This window comes from Allochromatium palmeri (assembly GCF_009720725.1).
GTDB lineage: Bacteria > Pseudomonadota > Gammaproteobacteria > Chromatiales > Chromatiaceae > Thermochromatium > Thermochromatium palmeri.
In genome coordinates, this window is the sequence record NZ_WNKT01000064.1 from 1 (window position 1) to 13,812 (window position 13,812).

Genomic DNA, 13,812 nt, shown 5'->3' on the forward strand with positions numbered 1-13,812 from the left:
GTTGCGATTCAGTGCCTCAAGCAACTCTTTATCGCTTTGGGCGTACGTTGGCATGGCAGGAGCCTCACAAGACAGTTCCATGGAACCTACAGTTTAAGCCAGCGCATCAGTTATGGTCGCACCCCTGGATCGACCGGATAAACGGATCGACTAGAGGAAGAGGGTGCGATGGCTCTGCGACGGAGCGGACACTAAACCTCTTACAATCAACAGGTAACAATCAAGAGGTGGCGCGCAGGTCGCGCAGACGCCCGCCGACGTAGGGCTTGAACCCCAAGGCGGGCAGGCCGCTGGCGTTTAGGTGGCGGATCAAGGCGGTGGCGACGGTGGTCTTGCCGACATTGGTCGCGGTGCCGATCACCCAGAAGAGGGTCGGCCCCGCTGTGGCGCTGACTGCGTCGTCGCGCTCCACGGACGGGATCAGCGCGCCTGGCCGCGCACCGGCAGACGCGCGAGGCGGCGAAAGAAGGAGTTCTTGTACCAGTGCGGCGCTGCCTCAGCCAGCGCCAGGTCCGGCATGGCCTGGATCAAGGCCGCGAGCCCGACCTCGGCCTCGAGCCGGGCGAGGGTTCTGCCGAGGCAGTTGTGCTTGCCGGTACCAAAGGCCAGGTGGGGATTGGGCGAGCGGCAGATGTCGAAGCGCCCGGCGTCGGCAAAGACGGCCTCGTCGCGGTTGGCGCTGCCGATCAGGACGGCGATGCGCTGGCGCGGCTGGACCCGCTGCTCCCCGATCTCCAGCGGCTCGGTGGTCACGCGGAAGGTGCCGCGCTGCTCCGGGCTCTCGAAGCGCAGGGCCTCGTCCACGGCAGTGGGGATCAGCGCGGGGCGCTCGCGCACCAGACGCCATTGCTCGGGGTGCGAGAGCAGCAGCCAGAGGAGCGAGCCGAGCAGCCCGACGGTGGTCTCGTGCCCGGCGAAGATCAGGAAGGCCATCATGCCTCTGAGCTCATCGGCGTCGAGCAGGGCGCGGTCGCTGTGCACCAGGTCGCCCAGCAGGCTCGCGTCCGGCCGCGCCTGTTTGGCGAGGATGAGGTCGTCCACGTAGCGGGCGAAGTCGCCCATGGCGCCTTGGTGCGCGGCCGCCAGTCCGGGGGCGTGCAGCAAGGAGTCGAAGCCATCCGCCAGTTGCACGGACCATGCGCGGATGGCCGGCAGGTCGGCCTCCGGTACGCCGAAGACGCGGGCCATGACCAGCAGCGGCAGGGGCTCGGCGAAGTCGCCGATGAGATCGAAGGTTTCTTGCCCCGCCAGGCGCTTCAAGAGGGTTGTCGCCACTTCGTGCATGAGCGGCCGCTGGTGCGCGATCGTGGCCGGCGCGAAGAAGTCTTTGATGCGGCGGCGCAGACGGGCATGATCGGCACCATCGCGGAAGAGGACATTGAGATGGAAAGGGCGCGGGGCGCGGCTGGAGCGGATTGCACCCAGATCCTTACTGAGGCCACGGGGCGCCTTGAAGACCTGCATGGCGTCCGCATGGCGGGCGACCAGCCAGAAGCCGCCGCCGGGCTGCTCCGCAGCCTGCGGCACCCAGGTGAGGCCGGGCTGTTGGCGCAGGCGCGCGTAGAGCGGGTAAGGGTCATCGAACAGCCCCGCCGCTTCCAGCTCCGCGCAGGATAGGTGGTGCGCCGCGGTCACGACAGAAACCCCTTGAGACTGACCTCGAAGCGACCGTCGGCATCGTCGGTCACAGTGAAATCGGCATCGCAATAGAGGTGCTCGCCGCGCCGGCGCATGCGGCGTACCTGCATCTGCACGCGGATGTCGTCGGGGTTGCGCACCGCGCTCAGGCTTCGTGTTTTGCTTTCCACCATCCAGCCCTCGCGCACCTTGCTGGCGAGTCCGGCCCAATCGTGGGCGTAGATAATCATCAGCTGGGAGAGGAACTCCAGGGTGGAGAAGATGGTGAGATGAAAGCCGGCGGCGTCGGTCGCGGACCGGTATTGCGCGGTCATCACGACCTTGGCCCACAGCTGGTCGCCCTCGATTTCGATCCATTCGATGGCCCAGGATTCCTGCTTGCGCCCCTCCGTCAGGTAGGTGGATGAAAGCGCCGCGATATCGGCGAGAAGAAGTCGCTTTCTAGTCATCGTTGATCGAGTCCCAAGGCTGCGAGTGCCTGCCGCAAGCAGGCTGCTTCGTCAAGCCTATCATGTTGGATCGCGAGCGCGCGCAACCGCGCCGTCCAGTTGGCCTGATCACCGAGCATGCAGAGGCCGCGCGCACGGTCGCAGGCGCTGCGTAGGGCCGCGTCGCTCGGCCCGTCGGCGCCGTCGAGCAGGATCAAGAGGTCGAGTTCATCCACCGGCCAGCTCTCGGACAGGGCGCTGCTGCGGGTGTATGCCAGCACCAGGGCGTCGACATCCGGATCGGACAGCAGACCGAGCGCGGCGCGCTCCAGAGCGCCCGGCAGGTGCATGGCGGGCTCACCGGCCACCCAGGCGCCGGCTTCGGTCGCGACGGCGAGTCGCAGGTTAGCCGCCGTGGCGCGCTCGAGCAACCGTCGATGCAAGGCACCAAAGCGGGAGCCCCCAATCACCCCCAGCACCGGGATGCGCCCGTCGCCCGAGACGAGCCGCTGCAGGACCGGCCGATGCAAGCCGGCAGAGAGCTGCGGCTGGGCGTTGACCTCGCAGATGGCGGCGCCGCCCTCGCGCCAGGAGCGGCGGATATCCGGCATCAAGAGGTCGACGCCGGCAAGGTCGAGCCGCAGCAGGCGCGCGGCCGTGGCCGCCAGGGCCAGGTTGTCGGGATGCGCTTGTTCCAGCACCGGCTCTAAGGTTCCGCCGCTCGAGACGTTGGCGGCACCGCGCAGGCGCACCCGCCGCCCCACCACGGGGATGGACGCCATGCCGAGCCCCTGGCCGGCCAGCCAGTCCGCGGTCTCGCTGCCGACGAGGATCGGCAGCGGGGCCCGCTCGCCAGGCTGATCCGCTGGCGCCGGGGTCTTGCGGGCGGCGTTGGTGCGCTCGATCAGGTCCTGCACGCTGTGCCTGCCGTCGCCGATCACATAGGCCGGCCGACGCTGTACGACCCAAAAGACCTCGCCCTTGTGGACCTGCAGGCGGTAGTCGTTACCCTCGATGTGCTGCTCGACGAGGATGACTCGGCTGAGTGCCTGGACCTCCGCAAAGACCTTATGCACGGCCTCGGGGGTCCGCAGGCCCACGAACACCCCCTGACCACCGTCGAGGGCCAACGGCTTGAGCACCACCGGATAGCCGATCGCCCGCGCGCACGCCAGGGCCTCGTCGAGCGTGCGTGCCGGGTGATGCCGCGGCACGGGCAGGCCCGTCTCGCGCAGCACCGCCAGACAGGCACCTTTGTCGCGCGCGAGGTTGCTGCTGATATTCGAGGTTTCATCGGTGAAGGAGCTATCGAGCCAGCGCGCCTTGCGGCCCCAGCCGAGCTGGTAGACGTTCTGGGCCAGGTGGCGCCAGGGGATGCGCAAGTCGTGCGCGGCCCGCAAGAAGGCAAGGGTATTGACGCCGACCGGGGCCTGCTGTTTGAGCGCACCGATACGCTGGGCCAACGCCTCGCGATTTTTGTCGATATCGATCCGTCGCCGCTGGGCGATGCCCTCGAGCAGTTGCAGCGACCAGTTGAGGGCAAACGGCAGGGCCTTTGGCCCTGGACGCGCCGCGGGCAGGGCGAGCAGCCAGTCCGTGGCTCCGCCCGGCGCCCCCGCCGCGATCCGCACGGCCTGCGCGCCGGCCATGACTGGCATGCCGGCGGCGGCCAGGATATCGAGCGCTGTGACGGCGATGCGCTGCAGCACGGGATGGTCGAGCGCGATTTCCGGCCGTGGCTGAGTGCCGGGTGGAGGCAGGATGCGCTCGGCCAGCGCCTCGTAGTGCTGCAGCAGCCGTGCGCTCGATCGGTCCAGCCGGGAAATGCGTAATTCGGCGATGAGCGCGGGCTGACGCATGTCGCGCCAGTACTCCGACTCGAAGCTCAGGCGCCGGCACTCGATGATGGCCATCAGGGGGCGCTCTGGCTGGATCGCCGCCGGGCGAGGCAAGAGGTGACCAGTCGCCACCTCATGGCAGCACGCCGCTAGCCAGGGCCTCGACCAGGGCCACTTGCGCGGGGAGGCACTTGTCCCTGAGCGAGAACTCGCGCACGGCGGTTTGTCGGGCGGCGTCACGCAGGGCCTGGAAGCGGTCGGGGTGTGCGAAGACCTCGTCGACCCGGCGGGCGATGTCCTCAGGGGAGAAGAAGTCCACCAGCAGGCCGTTGTGGCCGTCACGGATAACCTCCTGGACCGGCGCGGTGGCAGAGCCGATAACCAGGCAGCCACAGGCCATGGCCTCGATCATTGACCAGGAGAGCACGAAGGGGTAAGTGAGATAGATGTGCGCGGAGGAGATGCGCAGCACCGAGAGAAAGTTCTCGTAGCCAAGCCTGCCGAGGAAGTGGACGCGGCGCGGGTCGATCTTGACCTCCTTGAGCAGGCGCTCGCGGTAGCAGACGCCGTCGGCCGGCGGGGCGCCGTAGCTGACGCCGTCGGCGCCGATGATCAGCACCTGCGCCTTGGGGCGGCGCGCGAGGATGCGCGGCAGGGCCCGCATGAAGATGTGAAAGCCGCGATAGGGCTCGAGGTTGCGCGCGACGTAGGTGATGACCTCGTCCTCGCGGCTCAGGCGCTGGCCGTTGCGCAGTGTGAGACGCCATCGCGGCTTGGGGCAGACGGCATCGACATCGACACCTTCATGGATCACCGAGATCTTGGACTGGTATTCGCTTGGGTGACGCGACCACTGCCAGCGGGTCGGTGTGAGTGCCCAGTCGCAGGCCTCCAGGGCGAGCAGGTACTGTGCGTTGCGGGTGCGCAGCCTGGCCATGGCGTCCGGGCTCGGGGTGCTGCCGGGCGGGTCAAAGCCCATGTCGCCGCCGCTCGAGCGGAAGAAGAACTCGCTGTAGTTCAGGAAGGCCGCCTCGGGGAAGATGTCCTTGACGTAGAGCGACTCGCCCCAACCGGAGTGGGCGACGATGACATCGGGGATCTCACCCTGGCGCCTCATCTCGACGCAGCGATTGGCGACCGCCTGGGCGTGCAGCACGCCGTCTTCCATGCCGCGCAGATAACGATGGGTCTGCCTGCCAACACCGCGCTTGGGGGTGTAGGCGCGCTGCTCGACACCGGGTATCTGGAGCGGCTTGGGCTTGGTGATGAACCAGACGCGGTTGGCCGGGTCGGCGCCATAATGCGCCGCCAGATGCTTGAATTGCCCCGGCATGTTCTGATGGATGAATAGGATCTTGCGGCCCATGAACGGTCAGTGCTCCAGCATGGCGTTTTCGGCAATATCTTGGAAGGGCGAGGTGAGGTAGCTCAGCGCGGTGCGCTTGCCGGTGAGGATGAGCACCTGGACCGGCATGCCGGGCACGATCCGCACCTCGGGCAGCAGAGCGAGCTGTTCCGGCGGCACCCGCACCCGGACGCTGTAGTAGGAGCGGCCGGTGCGCTCGTTGCTGACAGTGTCAGCGGCGACCTGAATGACCTCGCCGGTGATGATGGGGGTGTTGCGGCGACTGAGCGCGGAGAAGCGCACGGTGGAGACCATGCCGACGCTGACGTGGGTGATGTCGTTGGGGTCGATGTCGACCTCGAGCACCAATTCGTCGCCCCCGGGCACGATGTTCATGATGGTCTCGCCGGGGCGCACCACCTCGGCGATGTTGTGCACGGTCAACCCGATGACCCGACCGCTGGCCGGGGCGCGGATGACCTTGCGACTCAGGCGATCCTCGGCGGCGACCAGGCGCTCCTCGGTCTGAGCGATCCGGTTCTGCACATTGCTGAGCTGGTTGACCGCCTCTTCGCGGAATGTCTTGTCCAGTTGCAGGAGCTGCAGGCGAGTCTCGCCAATGGACAACTCGGCGCGGGCGCGCTCGGCCGTATATTGACCCTGCTCGCCCTTGAGCTTGGCGCGCTGACGCTCCTTCTCGAGCAGGTAGTTGCGGGACACATTGCCCTCGCTGGCCAGCTTGCGCAGACCGAGGATCTCCTCCTCGTAGAGCCTGAGCTGCTCCAGGCGGGATTGCTCCTGGGCGGTGAGGCCGCTGATCTGCTCCTGATACTGGGAGATCCGCTGGGCGAAGATGTCGCGCTGGCCCATCTTTGAGCGGCGGCGCGCGGCGAACAACTCGCGCTGCGCGCTCATCGCCTCTTCCAGCCAGGGGGCGTCGCGGCGCTCCAACAGACGTGGCGGGAATTGCACCTCGGGCAGACCGGCCAGCTCGGCTTGGAGCCGCGCCTCGGCAGCGAGCAAGGCGAAGAGGTCGCGGGTGATGATCTCGACGGTGGCCTTGTCGCTGGTCTCGTCCAGGGTGAGCAAGACCTGGCCTTCGGTCACCTCGTCGCCCTCGCGCACGGAGAGGGTCTTGACGATACCGCCCTCAAGGTGCTGGACCTCCTTGTGGTAGCTCTCCACGACCACCACGCCGGCCGCGTTGACGGCACTATCGAGCGGCGCCAGGGCCGCCCAAAGCAGAAAACCGCCGAAGGCGCCGAGCAGGATGAGCCAGCCTAGGCGCAGGGGCAGGGCCGCGTTGGCGGCTGGTATCTTACCGGGTTTTGATGTCGACGCCATGGGGTTGCTCAAGCCTTTTGGGGGGCTGGGTGAAGCGTTTCAGGACCTGCTGGCGCGAACCGAAGTCGCCCATGGTGCCGTTCTTGAGCATCAGCAGGGAGTCCATGTTGTGCAGCACCGTCGGGCGGTGGGCGATGACGACCAGGGTGGTGCCGCTGTCCTTCAGCTCAGCGAACAGACGGCTGAGCGCCACCTCGCCTTCGGTGTCCAGGCTGGCGTTGGGCTCGTCGAGCACGATGAAGACCGGATCACGATAGATGGCGCGCGCCAGACCGATGCGTTGGCGCTGACCGGCCGAGAGCACCGCGCCGCCCTCCCCGATCTGGGTGTCATAGCCTTCCGGGAGGCGGGCAATCATGTCATGGATCCCAACGCGCCGGGCGGCGCGCTCGACCTCGGCTGGATCGATGTCGCGGAAGCGGGCAATATTCTCGGCCACGGAGCCATCGAGCAGCTCGACGTCCTGCGGCAGGTAACCGAGATAGGGACCGAGTTCGGCCGGGCTCCAGGCGGCAATTTCAATGCCGTCGAGCCGGACACTGCCGCTGGCAGGCCGCCAGATGCCGAGCAGCGCGCGGGCGAGGGTGGTCTTGCCCGCGCCGGAGGGACCAATGATGCCGAGCGCGGCACCGGGCTCGAGACGGAATTGGACACGCTGCAGCAGGGGCACTTGGGTCACGGGGGCCAGCACGGTGATGTTGTCGACGTGCAGGGCGCCGGTGGGCGCGGACAGCGGCATGCTGGCCTCGCGTGGGGGGTTTTGGCGTAACAGCTTGTCCAGCCGAACGAAGGCCTGCCGCGCCATGGCAAACTGCCGCCACTGGGCGACAGCGACCTGGACGGGCGCCAGCGCGCGACCGAGCAGGATGGTGGCGGCGATCATGACGCCGGGGTGGAGGTGGTTGTCGATCGCCAGCATGACGCCGACGCTCATCACCGCGATCTGGAGCAGGATCCGGAAGAACTTGGCGAAGGTGGTGATCGCATTGGACCACTGCTGCACGCGGCGCTGTCCGCCGTTCACCGCCTCGAGCCGGTGCTGCCAACGCTCGAGCATGCCAGCGTACATGCCCATGGCGCGGATGGCCTCGGCGTTGCGCAGGCCGGCCTCGGCGAAGTTGCTGGCGTTGGCCTGCTCGTCGGACATGGCGGCATAGCCGCCGCGGGTGACCAACTCGTTGAGCACGGCCAGCAGCAGCAGCACGAGGGCCCCAAACAGGGCGATGTAGCCCATCAAGGGGTCGAAGAAGAAGATCAAGAGCAGGAACAGCGGCGTCCAGGGCGCATCGAGCAAGGTGGTCAGGGTGGCGCTGGTGAGGAATTGCCGAACGCTGGCGAGGTCGCGCAGCGCCTGGGCGTGACCGCCACCGGGAACCTGGAGGCTGCGCTCGTAGACAGCGGTGAACACCCGCGTGGCCAACTGGTTGTCGAGATGCTCGGAGACCCGCTGCATGGTCCAGTTGCGCATCAGATCGATGAGGTTGAAGACGAGCAAGAGGAAAACGACGATGATGCTGAGCATCACCAGGGTCTCCAGGCTACGGCTGGAGAGCACTCGCGTGAACACCTGCATCATGTAGAACGGCAGCACGAGGATGGAGAAGTTGCCGACGAAGCTGAACACGGCAACCGCGAAAAACACCCATCGGTTAGCGCGCAGAAACTCTCGCACCTCCGATGGGCGAGGCGGCGCCATTAACTGGTTGTGAGTCGGTGCCGCCAAGGGGAGTCTCCAAGACAAGGGCAACAGTCGCGGCAGGGCGCCGGCCGACTGGCGTGCGGGGCGACCTCGATAAAGCCGGCGATTATACTACGCGCGCACGCCCCATGCCCACAAAGGACGCAATGCCCCATACCTGAATCCGCTCCCGGGGAACTCGCGCTCGCTTCCCGTGCGCTACCTAAAGACCGATGCCGCCGGTCACTCCGACAAAGTCCTCGGGACATTGCACGATTGGCTTGCGATCTACGGCAGACCATCCTTGCGGCGACTGGACTGAGGCATCAACCTTTCCGCGAGAGCCTGCCCTCACATCGCGAGTTCGAGGGTCTGACCTCGCATCACGACCGACTCAAGTCTGGCGAAAATCTCCAATACCGGAGATGACATATGAATAAATTTACGCCTTATGCCGCCAGCTACCCTTGAAATAATGCAATAGCTTGACGTCATCATTGCGCATGGGATCCACCTCTTTATTATGATATTTTATATAACCCCAGTTCAACTGAGGCAAGATCTGCACAGCTTCACTCTCAGCTCCGACCATGTAATAATTAAACGCACTAGTAAAGGCGATCGGCCCGGTCAGCTCAAGATTAAAACGAGCATTTGAACTAAATTTTTTTAATTGATTCTGACGCATTGACGTCACATTATTATAAATTACCTTGATTAGGTTTTTCAGCATAGATGAACCTGGCTCTGCCGCGAAAGCCCATTGAAGCATCTGTTTAGGGCTAGCATACTCCTCAACGTAAGTTTCCACTCTGTTTTTATAAAGAGAGGCGAACATTTCATACCCAACAACCAACTTATGGTTTAGATCGACATAGGTATCCAATGACACTTTACAGTAAGTATCCGCATCAAAGTAAAATCCGCCATAATGAAAAACACTGACATAGCGAAAAAGATCGGCTTTCTGGCCATTATTCGGCAGAGCCAAATAGCAGCTCAATAGCCTTGGGTAATGCTTCTTGAAGAATTTAACACACATCTCATCATCGTAGAACCTGTAGTCATAATCAGGATTCTTAACGATCCAGGATTCCGACAAGTCCTGACAAAGAGAAAAATCTCTATGGGTCTGTATAATTCGCTTTGGAATCGACATTATAGCTTATGACATTGATCGACGTTTAGTCCATCTAGCGCGAGTCGCGATGCTAACTCGGCTTAGCCCAGCATCCGTAATCCAATCATCTGGAATGGCGCGCGGAATCTCGAGACATGGATATCAATCCAGCCGTGAAGCCGGCAGGCGCTCAAGCAGAACGCCTACCTGTCGAGAGAGATTCTCATAGTTGTAATATTTTGTAGCCTGAAGAAAACCCGACTGGCTCAGTGCATTCCATAGTCGCCGATCCTGACTCAACTCGCAAACACCCTCGACAAACTGTTCAGGGGTTTCAGCAATCAAAACATGCTCACGATGCGTCAGCGGCATACCCTCCACGCCCGCTATGCTCGTCACCACTGGTGTGCCCGCCATCAGTGCATCTACAATCTTGATCTTCATCCCTCCGCCGGACAGCAATGGCACCACGACGTTCCTGTACCGGCTCAGCGTCTCAAGAAGGTTCTCGACGTAACCCAAGATTCGGATGTTGCGATGTCTTCCCTTAGGGTCAGCGAGGCGAAATTGATCCATGCCCGCGCCAATGATGTGAAGCTCAATGGCGGGGTCGGCCCTGGCGATTTCCGGAATGATCGTATGAACGAAATTTCGCAAAGCATTGATGTTATGAGGATTGACCGCGCCCCCCAGAAAGGCCATATGACGCCGCTCATCAAAACCCCGGGTCTGCGCGGGTAGATCCTGTCCAAAGGCATAACCCACCTCCATGACTCGCGATGCATCTAGACCCAGTCTGGCGCAGGCCTTGAAACACTCGGCTTGGGTTACGAAGACGCTGAGCTCGGCCCGGCGGTGGAGAGCTTGCTCCCATTTGCGCATACCTTCAAACCGCACGGGATGAAGCTGTCGAACGCTTTCCGCAAGACAGTCGGCGGTATCGACGACCAATGGCAACCGGGGCGCGAGTTGCTCGACGCAGCGCACAGCATCTTCCAGCCGACGACCCCAGATCGAGGTCAAGTAAACTGCGTCATAACCTGCTCCGGGGCCAAGCGCTTGAACAGATCCGCGAAAGGCCAATCGATCGCGGAAGGTCGGCCGCCTGGCCAACAGATGTTCTATGCCCGGGGATCGGTCTGTCGAAATCAAGAAAATGTCCAGCACACACTGATGATCCAGCAACGCCGTCATCGTCGCGACCAGACGCTGATCCGAGCCAAGGATCCGAGGACCAATACCCTGGCCATACACGAGCGCTATTCGGCGCATGAGTCCGACTCCGCGCTCATCGATTAGTCCACGCCCGTCGGCGGGGAAACGCGGTAATGTAGACTGGACTGGCACTGCCAGCCAGTCGGCTGCAGACGGTCGACGACCGGCACGGCAAATTCAACGACGCGCCGCGACTGGAAGGCCTCACGCACTCTGCTGCTGACCTTTTGGTACAGCACCCGCCTGCGTTTCAGCGGCAGCTCATCACCGTAAAGACGCATTAGGTCATGTTTGACGTTGATATAGGTGCGATTGATCGTCGCACTCAACTGCCGTTCGTTCACCGCATGGTTCTGCATGCGCAGCGCGTCCGAGTGTTCGATGATCGATATCAAGCCCACTGGATAAGCGTCGGCTTGATAGCCAGCGAGACTCAGGCGCGCGATGAAGTCCCGATCCTCATCGCCCCATCCCTGCATACATTCATCAAACCCCTGGATCTTGTCGTAAGCTTCGCGGGTGCAGAGAAATGTCCCCATTGAGCTTGGAATCCAGGGCCGCGCATGGTAGCTGTGAGACGTCTGCAAACGGGGCAGCCATTGTTCAAGGAAGTCGGGCGCCAACAACACATCCGCATCCACGAATAGAAGCCAAGGCGTCGCCGTCTGCAGCGCCCCAACATTGCGGGAATGCGAGGCGTTGTAGACTTGCCGCCCTGGGACCCGCACGACCCTGGCCTTGGGATAACACCTCTCCACCCAGTCGCCAACCGCTTGCGGACAGGAATAGTCGACGACGACAACCTGGGCTTGAGGCTGCGCCAGCATGCGGTCGATGGTCTGCTGAAGGTGGTCGAGGCGCCCCTTGCAGGTCGTCACAATACTGACCAGCGGCGGCTCACAATGGCTGCTCAAGGAATATCCAGACATGCGCTTTTCTCTAAGCCTTGACAATGCCCCAATCATCATCTAAGAAGCAACCGGCCGGTTGGTATACGGGGCGACCTCGACTAAGGCTTTCACTATACTACGCGCGCAACGCCCAACATAGGACGCAACTCCCCATGCCTGACTCCGCCCCCAGGGATCTCGCGCTCGATTCCCGTGCGCTGGCAAAGGCCTATGCCGCCGGTCACTCCGACAAAGTACTTGAGATGCTGCACGATTGGCTTGCGATCTATGGCGGGCCATCCCTGCTGCATCCCTTGAGCCAACACCAGCAGCGGGCGGTGAACCAGGGCGTGGAGTCGCTGGTGTATTACCTGACCCGGCCGGATCTGCGCTTTGGCAAGCGCGCCGTCCGTCGCTTGCTGAAGCAACACCCGGTGCTGACCAATGTGATCGCCCTGAGCGACTACCGCAGCAGTGACCATTGGCTGCGCAACTTATTGCAGCGCGGGGGATCGATGCGCATTCCAGCGATGCTCCTGCACAACGCCCGCAACGGGCTGGCCGGGGATCGCGCGACCTACTTCGACCTCGACGCCGACTTGGCCTCGGAGTGGTACGGGCAGTATTTCTTCGGCGTGCCGGGCTTCGCGTCATCCATCGCGCAGGAAAATTTGCGCGAGCATCTCACCTTCTGGGACGAGCGCATGCAGTTGCCAATGTCAGTGTCCAACGGCTACATGCGCTCGACCTACATCGACCCGACCTTGGATCGGGTGTTCAAGGGGAACTTCAATCGCCTGGCGCAGCGCGTACTCGGCAAGGTCAAGATCCGCAACCGCCCACGCGGAAACCGGATTGGGGTGATCACGGCACGTTGGGCACCCACGCATCCGACCTACAAGAACCGATTTCCGCTCTTCGCGGCGCTTACCGACGCGTTCGACCTGAGCCTGATCCACGTCGGACCTAAACGTGATGACCTGGAGACCAGCATCTTTTCCTCCGTGCACCGCGTCTGGTTGGAGAATGGCCGGTTTCAGAGTGATTTTCTGTTCGATAACGATCTCGACATCCTGTTTTTCCCCGACGTGGGAATGAGCAGCGAGTCCCGCTACCTGAGCAACATGCGTTTTGCGCCGGTACAGATCACCACCAACAGCCATCCGGTGAGCACCTTTGGCTCACAGATCGATTACTTCTTGACCGGGATCGAATCGGAGGAGGCACTGGAGCGCGCGCCAACGCATTATAGCGAGCGCCTGGTGTTGATCCCTGGCATCGGCACCCTGCCAATCAAGCCAAGCTATCTGCCACAGCGCAAGCAGGCCAGGCAAAACCCGCTCCTGATCGGCTGCGCTTGGGGGGCACTGAAGTTCAATCACGCGCACCTCCAACTACTGAAGACGATTGCCGATAGCAGTCCAGTGCCAGTGCGCTACCGCTTCCTGCCGACGCTGAATCGCAACAGCAACTATTATCTGCCCTTCCGGCACGACTTGGAGACCATTCTGGGCGGGGAACGGGTGGAGTTATTCCCAAGCCAGTCTTACGAGCGCTACATGGACTGCCTGGCGGAGTGCGCCCTGGCACTGGATTCTTTTCCATTTGGCGGCAACACCAGCATCATCGACTGTCTGAGTCTGCGGATCCCGATCGTGACCCGCAAGGGCTGGCAGTTCTACAATCTCGCCGGTCCCGTGCTGCTAGAGCGCTTTGGGTTGGGCGAGCTGAACGCTGAATCGGACGCGGCCTTCGTGCGCATTGCCCTGCGCCTCATCGCCGACTCCGAGTGGCGACAGCGCCTGATGGCGCCGATCAGCCGCGCCCTGGTGAGCCAACAGATGGAGGCGACGACGGATGTCGACGCCTTTCGCAAGGCGATGCACTATCTGATCGGACACAAGGCAAAATCCGGCAAGCGCGCGCCGCTGGTGTTCGATTGATGACTCGACCTTGTCGCGAGGGTCTGCCCTCGCATCACGAGATCGTTAGCCAAAGCCAATCACATGAAGACTTACTTGATCGCCCATCAAGAACCACTTTACCCGATACCCGAGGAGGCCGAGATCATTTGGGTTGCACCGAAATGTGAATACCGTATACGAATGAAGAACATTGTCCATTTTCTTCAAGACGCGGATGACGAACTGTACGCCTGGCATCCTTTTTTAGCGCAGTCATCCGAGTCCTCACCCGTCGGCGGGGAAACGCGGTAACGTAAATCGGACTTGCAATGCCATTGGACTTTGGACAAAGTATCTTACCAGCTGGCAAAAATCGTTCGCTCACATACAGTTGGAGTAGACAAGTCCTCTG

General features: G+C 62.7%; 11 protein-coding genes. 1 reads left to right on the top strand and 10 read right to left on the bottom strand.

Going from position 1 to position 13,812, the window contains the following annotated elements:
• Positions 1 to 220 precede the first annotated feature (220 nt).
• From GJ668_RS18335 to GJ668_RS18375, 10 genes are all read right to left on the bottom strand, one after another.
• Positions 221 to 412: a hypothetical protein gene (locus GJ668_RS18335; protein WP_155451559.1), complete on the bottom strand. Its 192-nt coding sequence runs from the start codon at positions 410 to 412 to the stop codon at positions 221 to 223.
• 8 nt (positions 413 to 420) lie between these two features.
• On the bottom strand, positions 421 to 1,635 hold the full coding sequence (locus GJ668_RS21140) for a cytochrome P450 (RefSeq protein WP_186343200.1): 1,215 nt from the start codon (positions 1,633 to 1,635) through the stop codon (positions 421 to 423).
• Complete coding sequence (locus GJ668_RS20180; protein ID WP_186343201.1) at positions 1,632 to 2,087, bottom strand: hypothetical protein; 456 nt, start codon at positions 2,085 to 2,087, stop codon at positions 1,632 to 1,634. Before GJ668_RS20180 ends, GJ668_RS21140 begins: the two co-directional genes overlap by 4 nt.
• Positions 2,084 to 3,979 (bottom strand): acetate--CoA ligase family protein, encoded by a 1,896-nt coding sequence (locus GJ668_RS18345; protein WP_155451561.1) that lies wholly within the window; start codon positions 3,977 to 3,979, stop codon positions 2,084 to 2,086. The genes GJ668_RS20180 and GJ668_RS18345 overlap by 4 nt, the downstream gene beginning before the upstream one ends.
• A gap of 58 nt (positions 3,980 to 4,037) precedes the next feature.
• Entirely contained in the window at positions 4,038 to 5,270 is a 1,233-nt protein-coding gene (locus tag GJ668_RS18350; protein ID WP_155451562.1) for a glycosyltransferase family 4 protein, read from the bottom strand.
• Positions 5,271 to 5,276: 6 nt separating this feature from the next.
• Complete coding sequence (locus GJ668_RS18355; protein WP_155451563.1) at positions 5,277 to 6,593, bottom strand: HlyD family type I secretion periplasmic adaptor subunit; 1,317 nt, start codon at positions 6,591 to 6,593, stop codon at positions 5,277 to 5,279.
• Positions 6,568 to 8,316, bottom strand: a complete 1,749-nt coding sequence (locus GJ668_RS18360; protein WP_155451564.1) for a type I secretion system permease/ATPase — start codon at positions 8,314 to 8,316, stop codon at positions 6,568 to 6,570. The genes GJ668_RS18355 and GJ668_RS18360 overlap by 26 nt, the downstream gene beginning before the upstream one ends.
• A gap of 397 nt (positions 8,317 to 8,713) precedes the next feature.
• Positions 8,714 to 9,430 (bottom strand): glycosyltransferase family 32 protein, encoded by a 717-nt coding sequence (locus tag GJ668_RS18365; RefSeq protein WP_155451565.1) that lies wholly within the window; start codon positions 9,428 to 9,430, stop codon positions 8,714 to 8,716.
• Positions 9,431 to 9,553: 123 nt separating this feature from the next.
• On the bottom strand, positions 9,554 to 10,663 hold the full coding sequence (locus GJ668_RS18370; RefSeq protein WP_155451566.1) for a glycosyltransferase: 1,110 nt from the start codon (positions 10,661 to 10,663) through the stop codon (positions 9,554 to 9,556).
• 23 nt (positions 10,664 to 10,686) lie between these two features.
• Complete coding sequence (locus GJ668_RS18375; RefSeq protein WP_186343202.1) at positions 10,687 to 11,535, bottom strand: glycosyltransferase family 2 protein; 849 nt, start codon at positions 11,533 to 11,535, stop codon at positions 10,687 to 10,689.
• A gap of 23 nt (positions 11,536 to 11,558) precedes the next feature.
• Here GJ668_RS18375 and GJ668_RS18380 point away from each other — a divergent pair, with 23 nt between their 5' ends.
• Positions 11,559 to 13,439, top strand: a complete 1,881-nt coding sequence (locus tag GJ668_RS18380; RefSeq protein ID WP_186343203.1) for a tetratricopeptide repeat protein — start codon at positions 11,559 to 11,561, stop codon at positions 13,437 to 13,439.
• Positions 13,440 to 13,812: the final 373 nt, after the last annotated feature.

Bases quoted from the DNA above. Each gene is read 5' to 3' on its own strand.
- GJ668_RS20180 (WP_186343201.1), bottom strand. From the start codon at position 2,087: ATGACTAGAAAGCGACTTCTTCTCGCCGATATCGCGGCGCTTTCATCC.
- GJ668_RS18380 (WP_186343203.1), top strand. From the start codon at position 11,559: ATGCCCCAATCATCATCTAAGAAGCAACCGGCCGGTTGGTATACGGGG.
- GJ668_RS18370 (WP_155451566.1), bottom strand. From the start codon at position 10,663: ATGCGCCGAATAGCGCTCGTGTATGGCCAGGGTATTGGTCCTCGGATC.
- GJ668_RS18345 (WP_155451561.1), bottom strand. From the start codon at position 3,979: ATGGCCATCATCGAGTGCCGGCGCCTGAGCTTCGAGTCGGAGTACTGG.
- GJ668_RS18355 (WP_155451563.1), bottom strand. From the start codon at position 6,593: ATGGCGTCGACATCAAAACCCGGTAAGATACCAGCCGCCAACGCGGCC.
- GJ668_RS18350 (WP_155451562.1), bottom strand. From the start codon at position 5,270: ATGGGCCGCAAGATCCTATTCATCCATCAGAACATGCCGGGGCAATTC.
- GJ668_RS18375 (WP_186343202.1), bottom strand. From the start codon at position 11,535: ATGTCTGGATATTCCTTGAGCAGCCATTGTGAGCCGCCGCTGGTCAGT.
- GJ668_RS18365 (WP_155451565.1), bottom strand. From the start codon at position 9,430: ATGTCGATTCCAAAGCGAATTATACAGACCCATAGAGATTTTTCTCTT.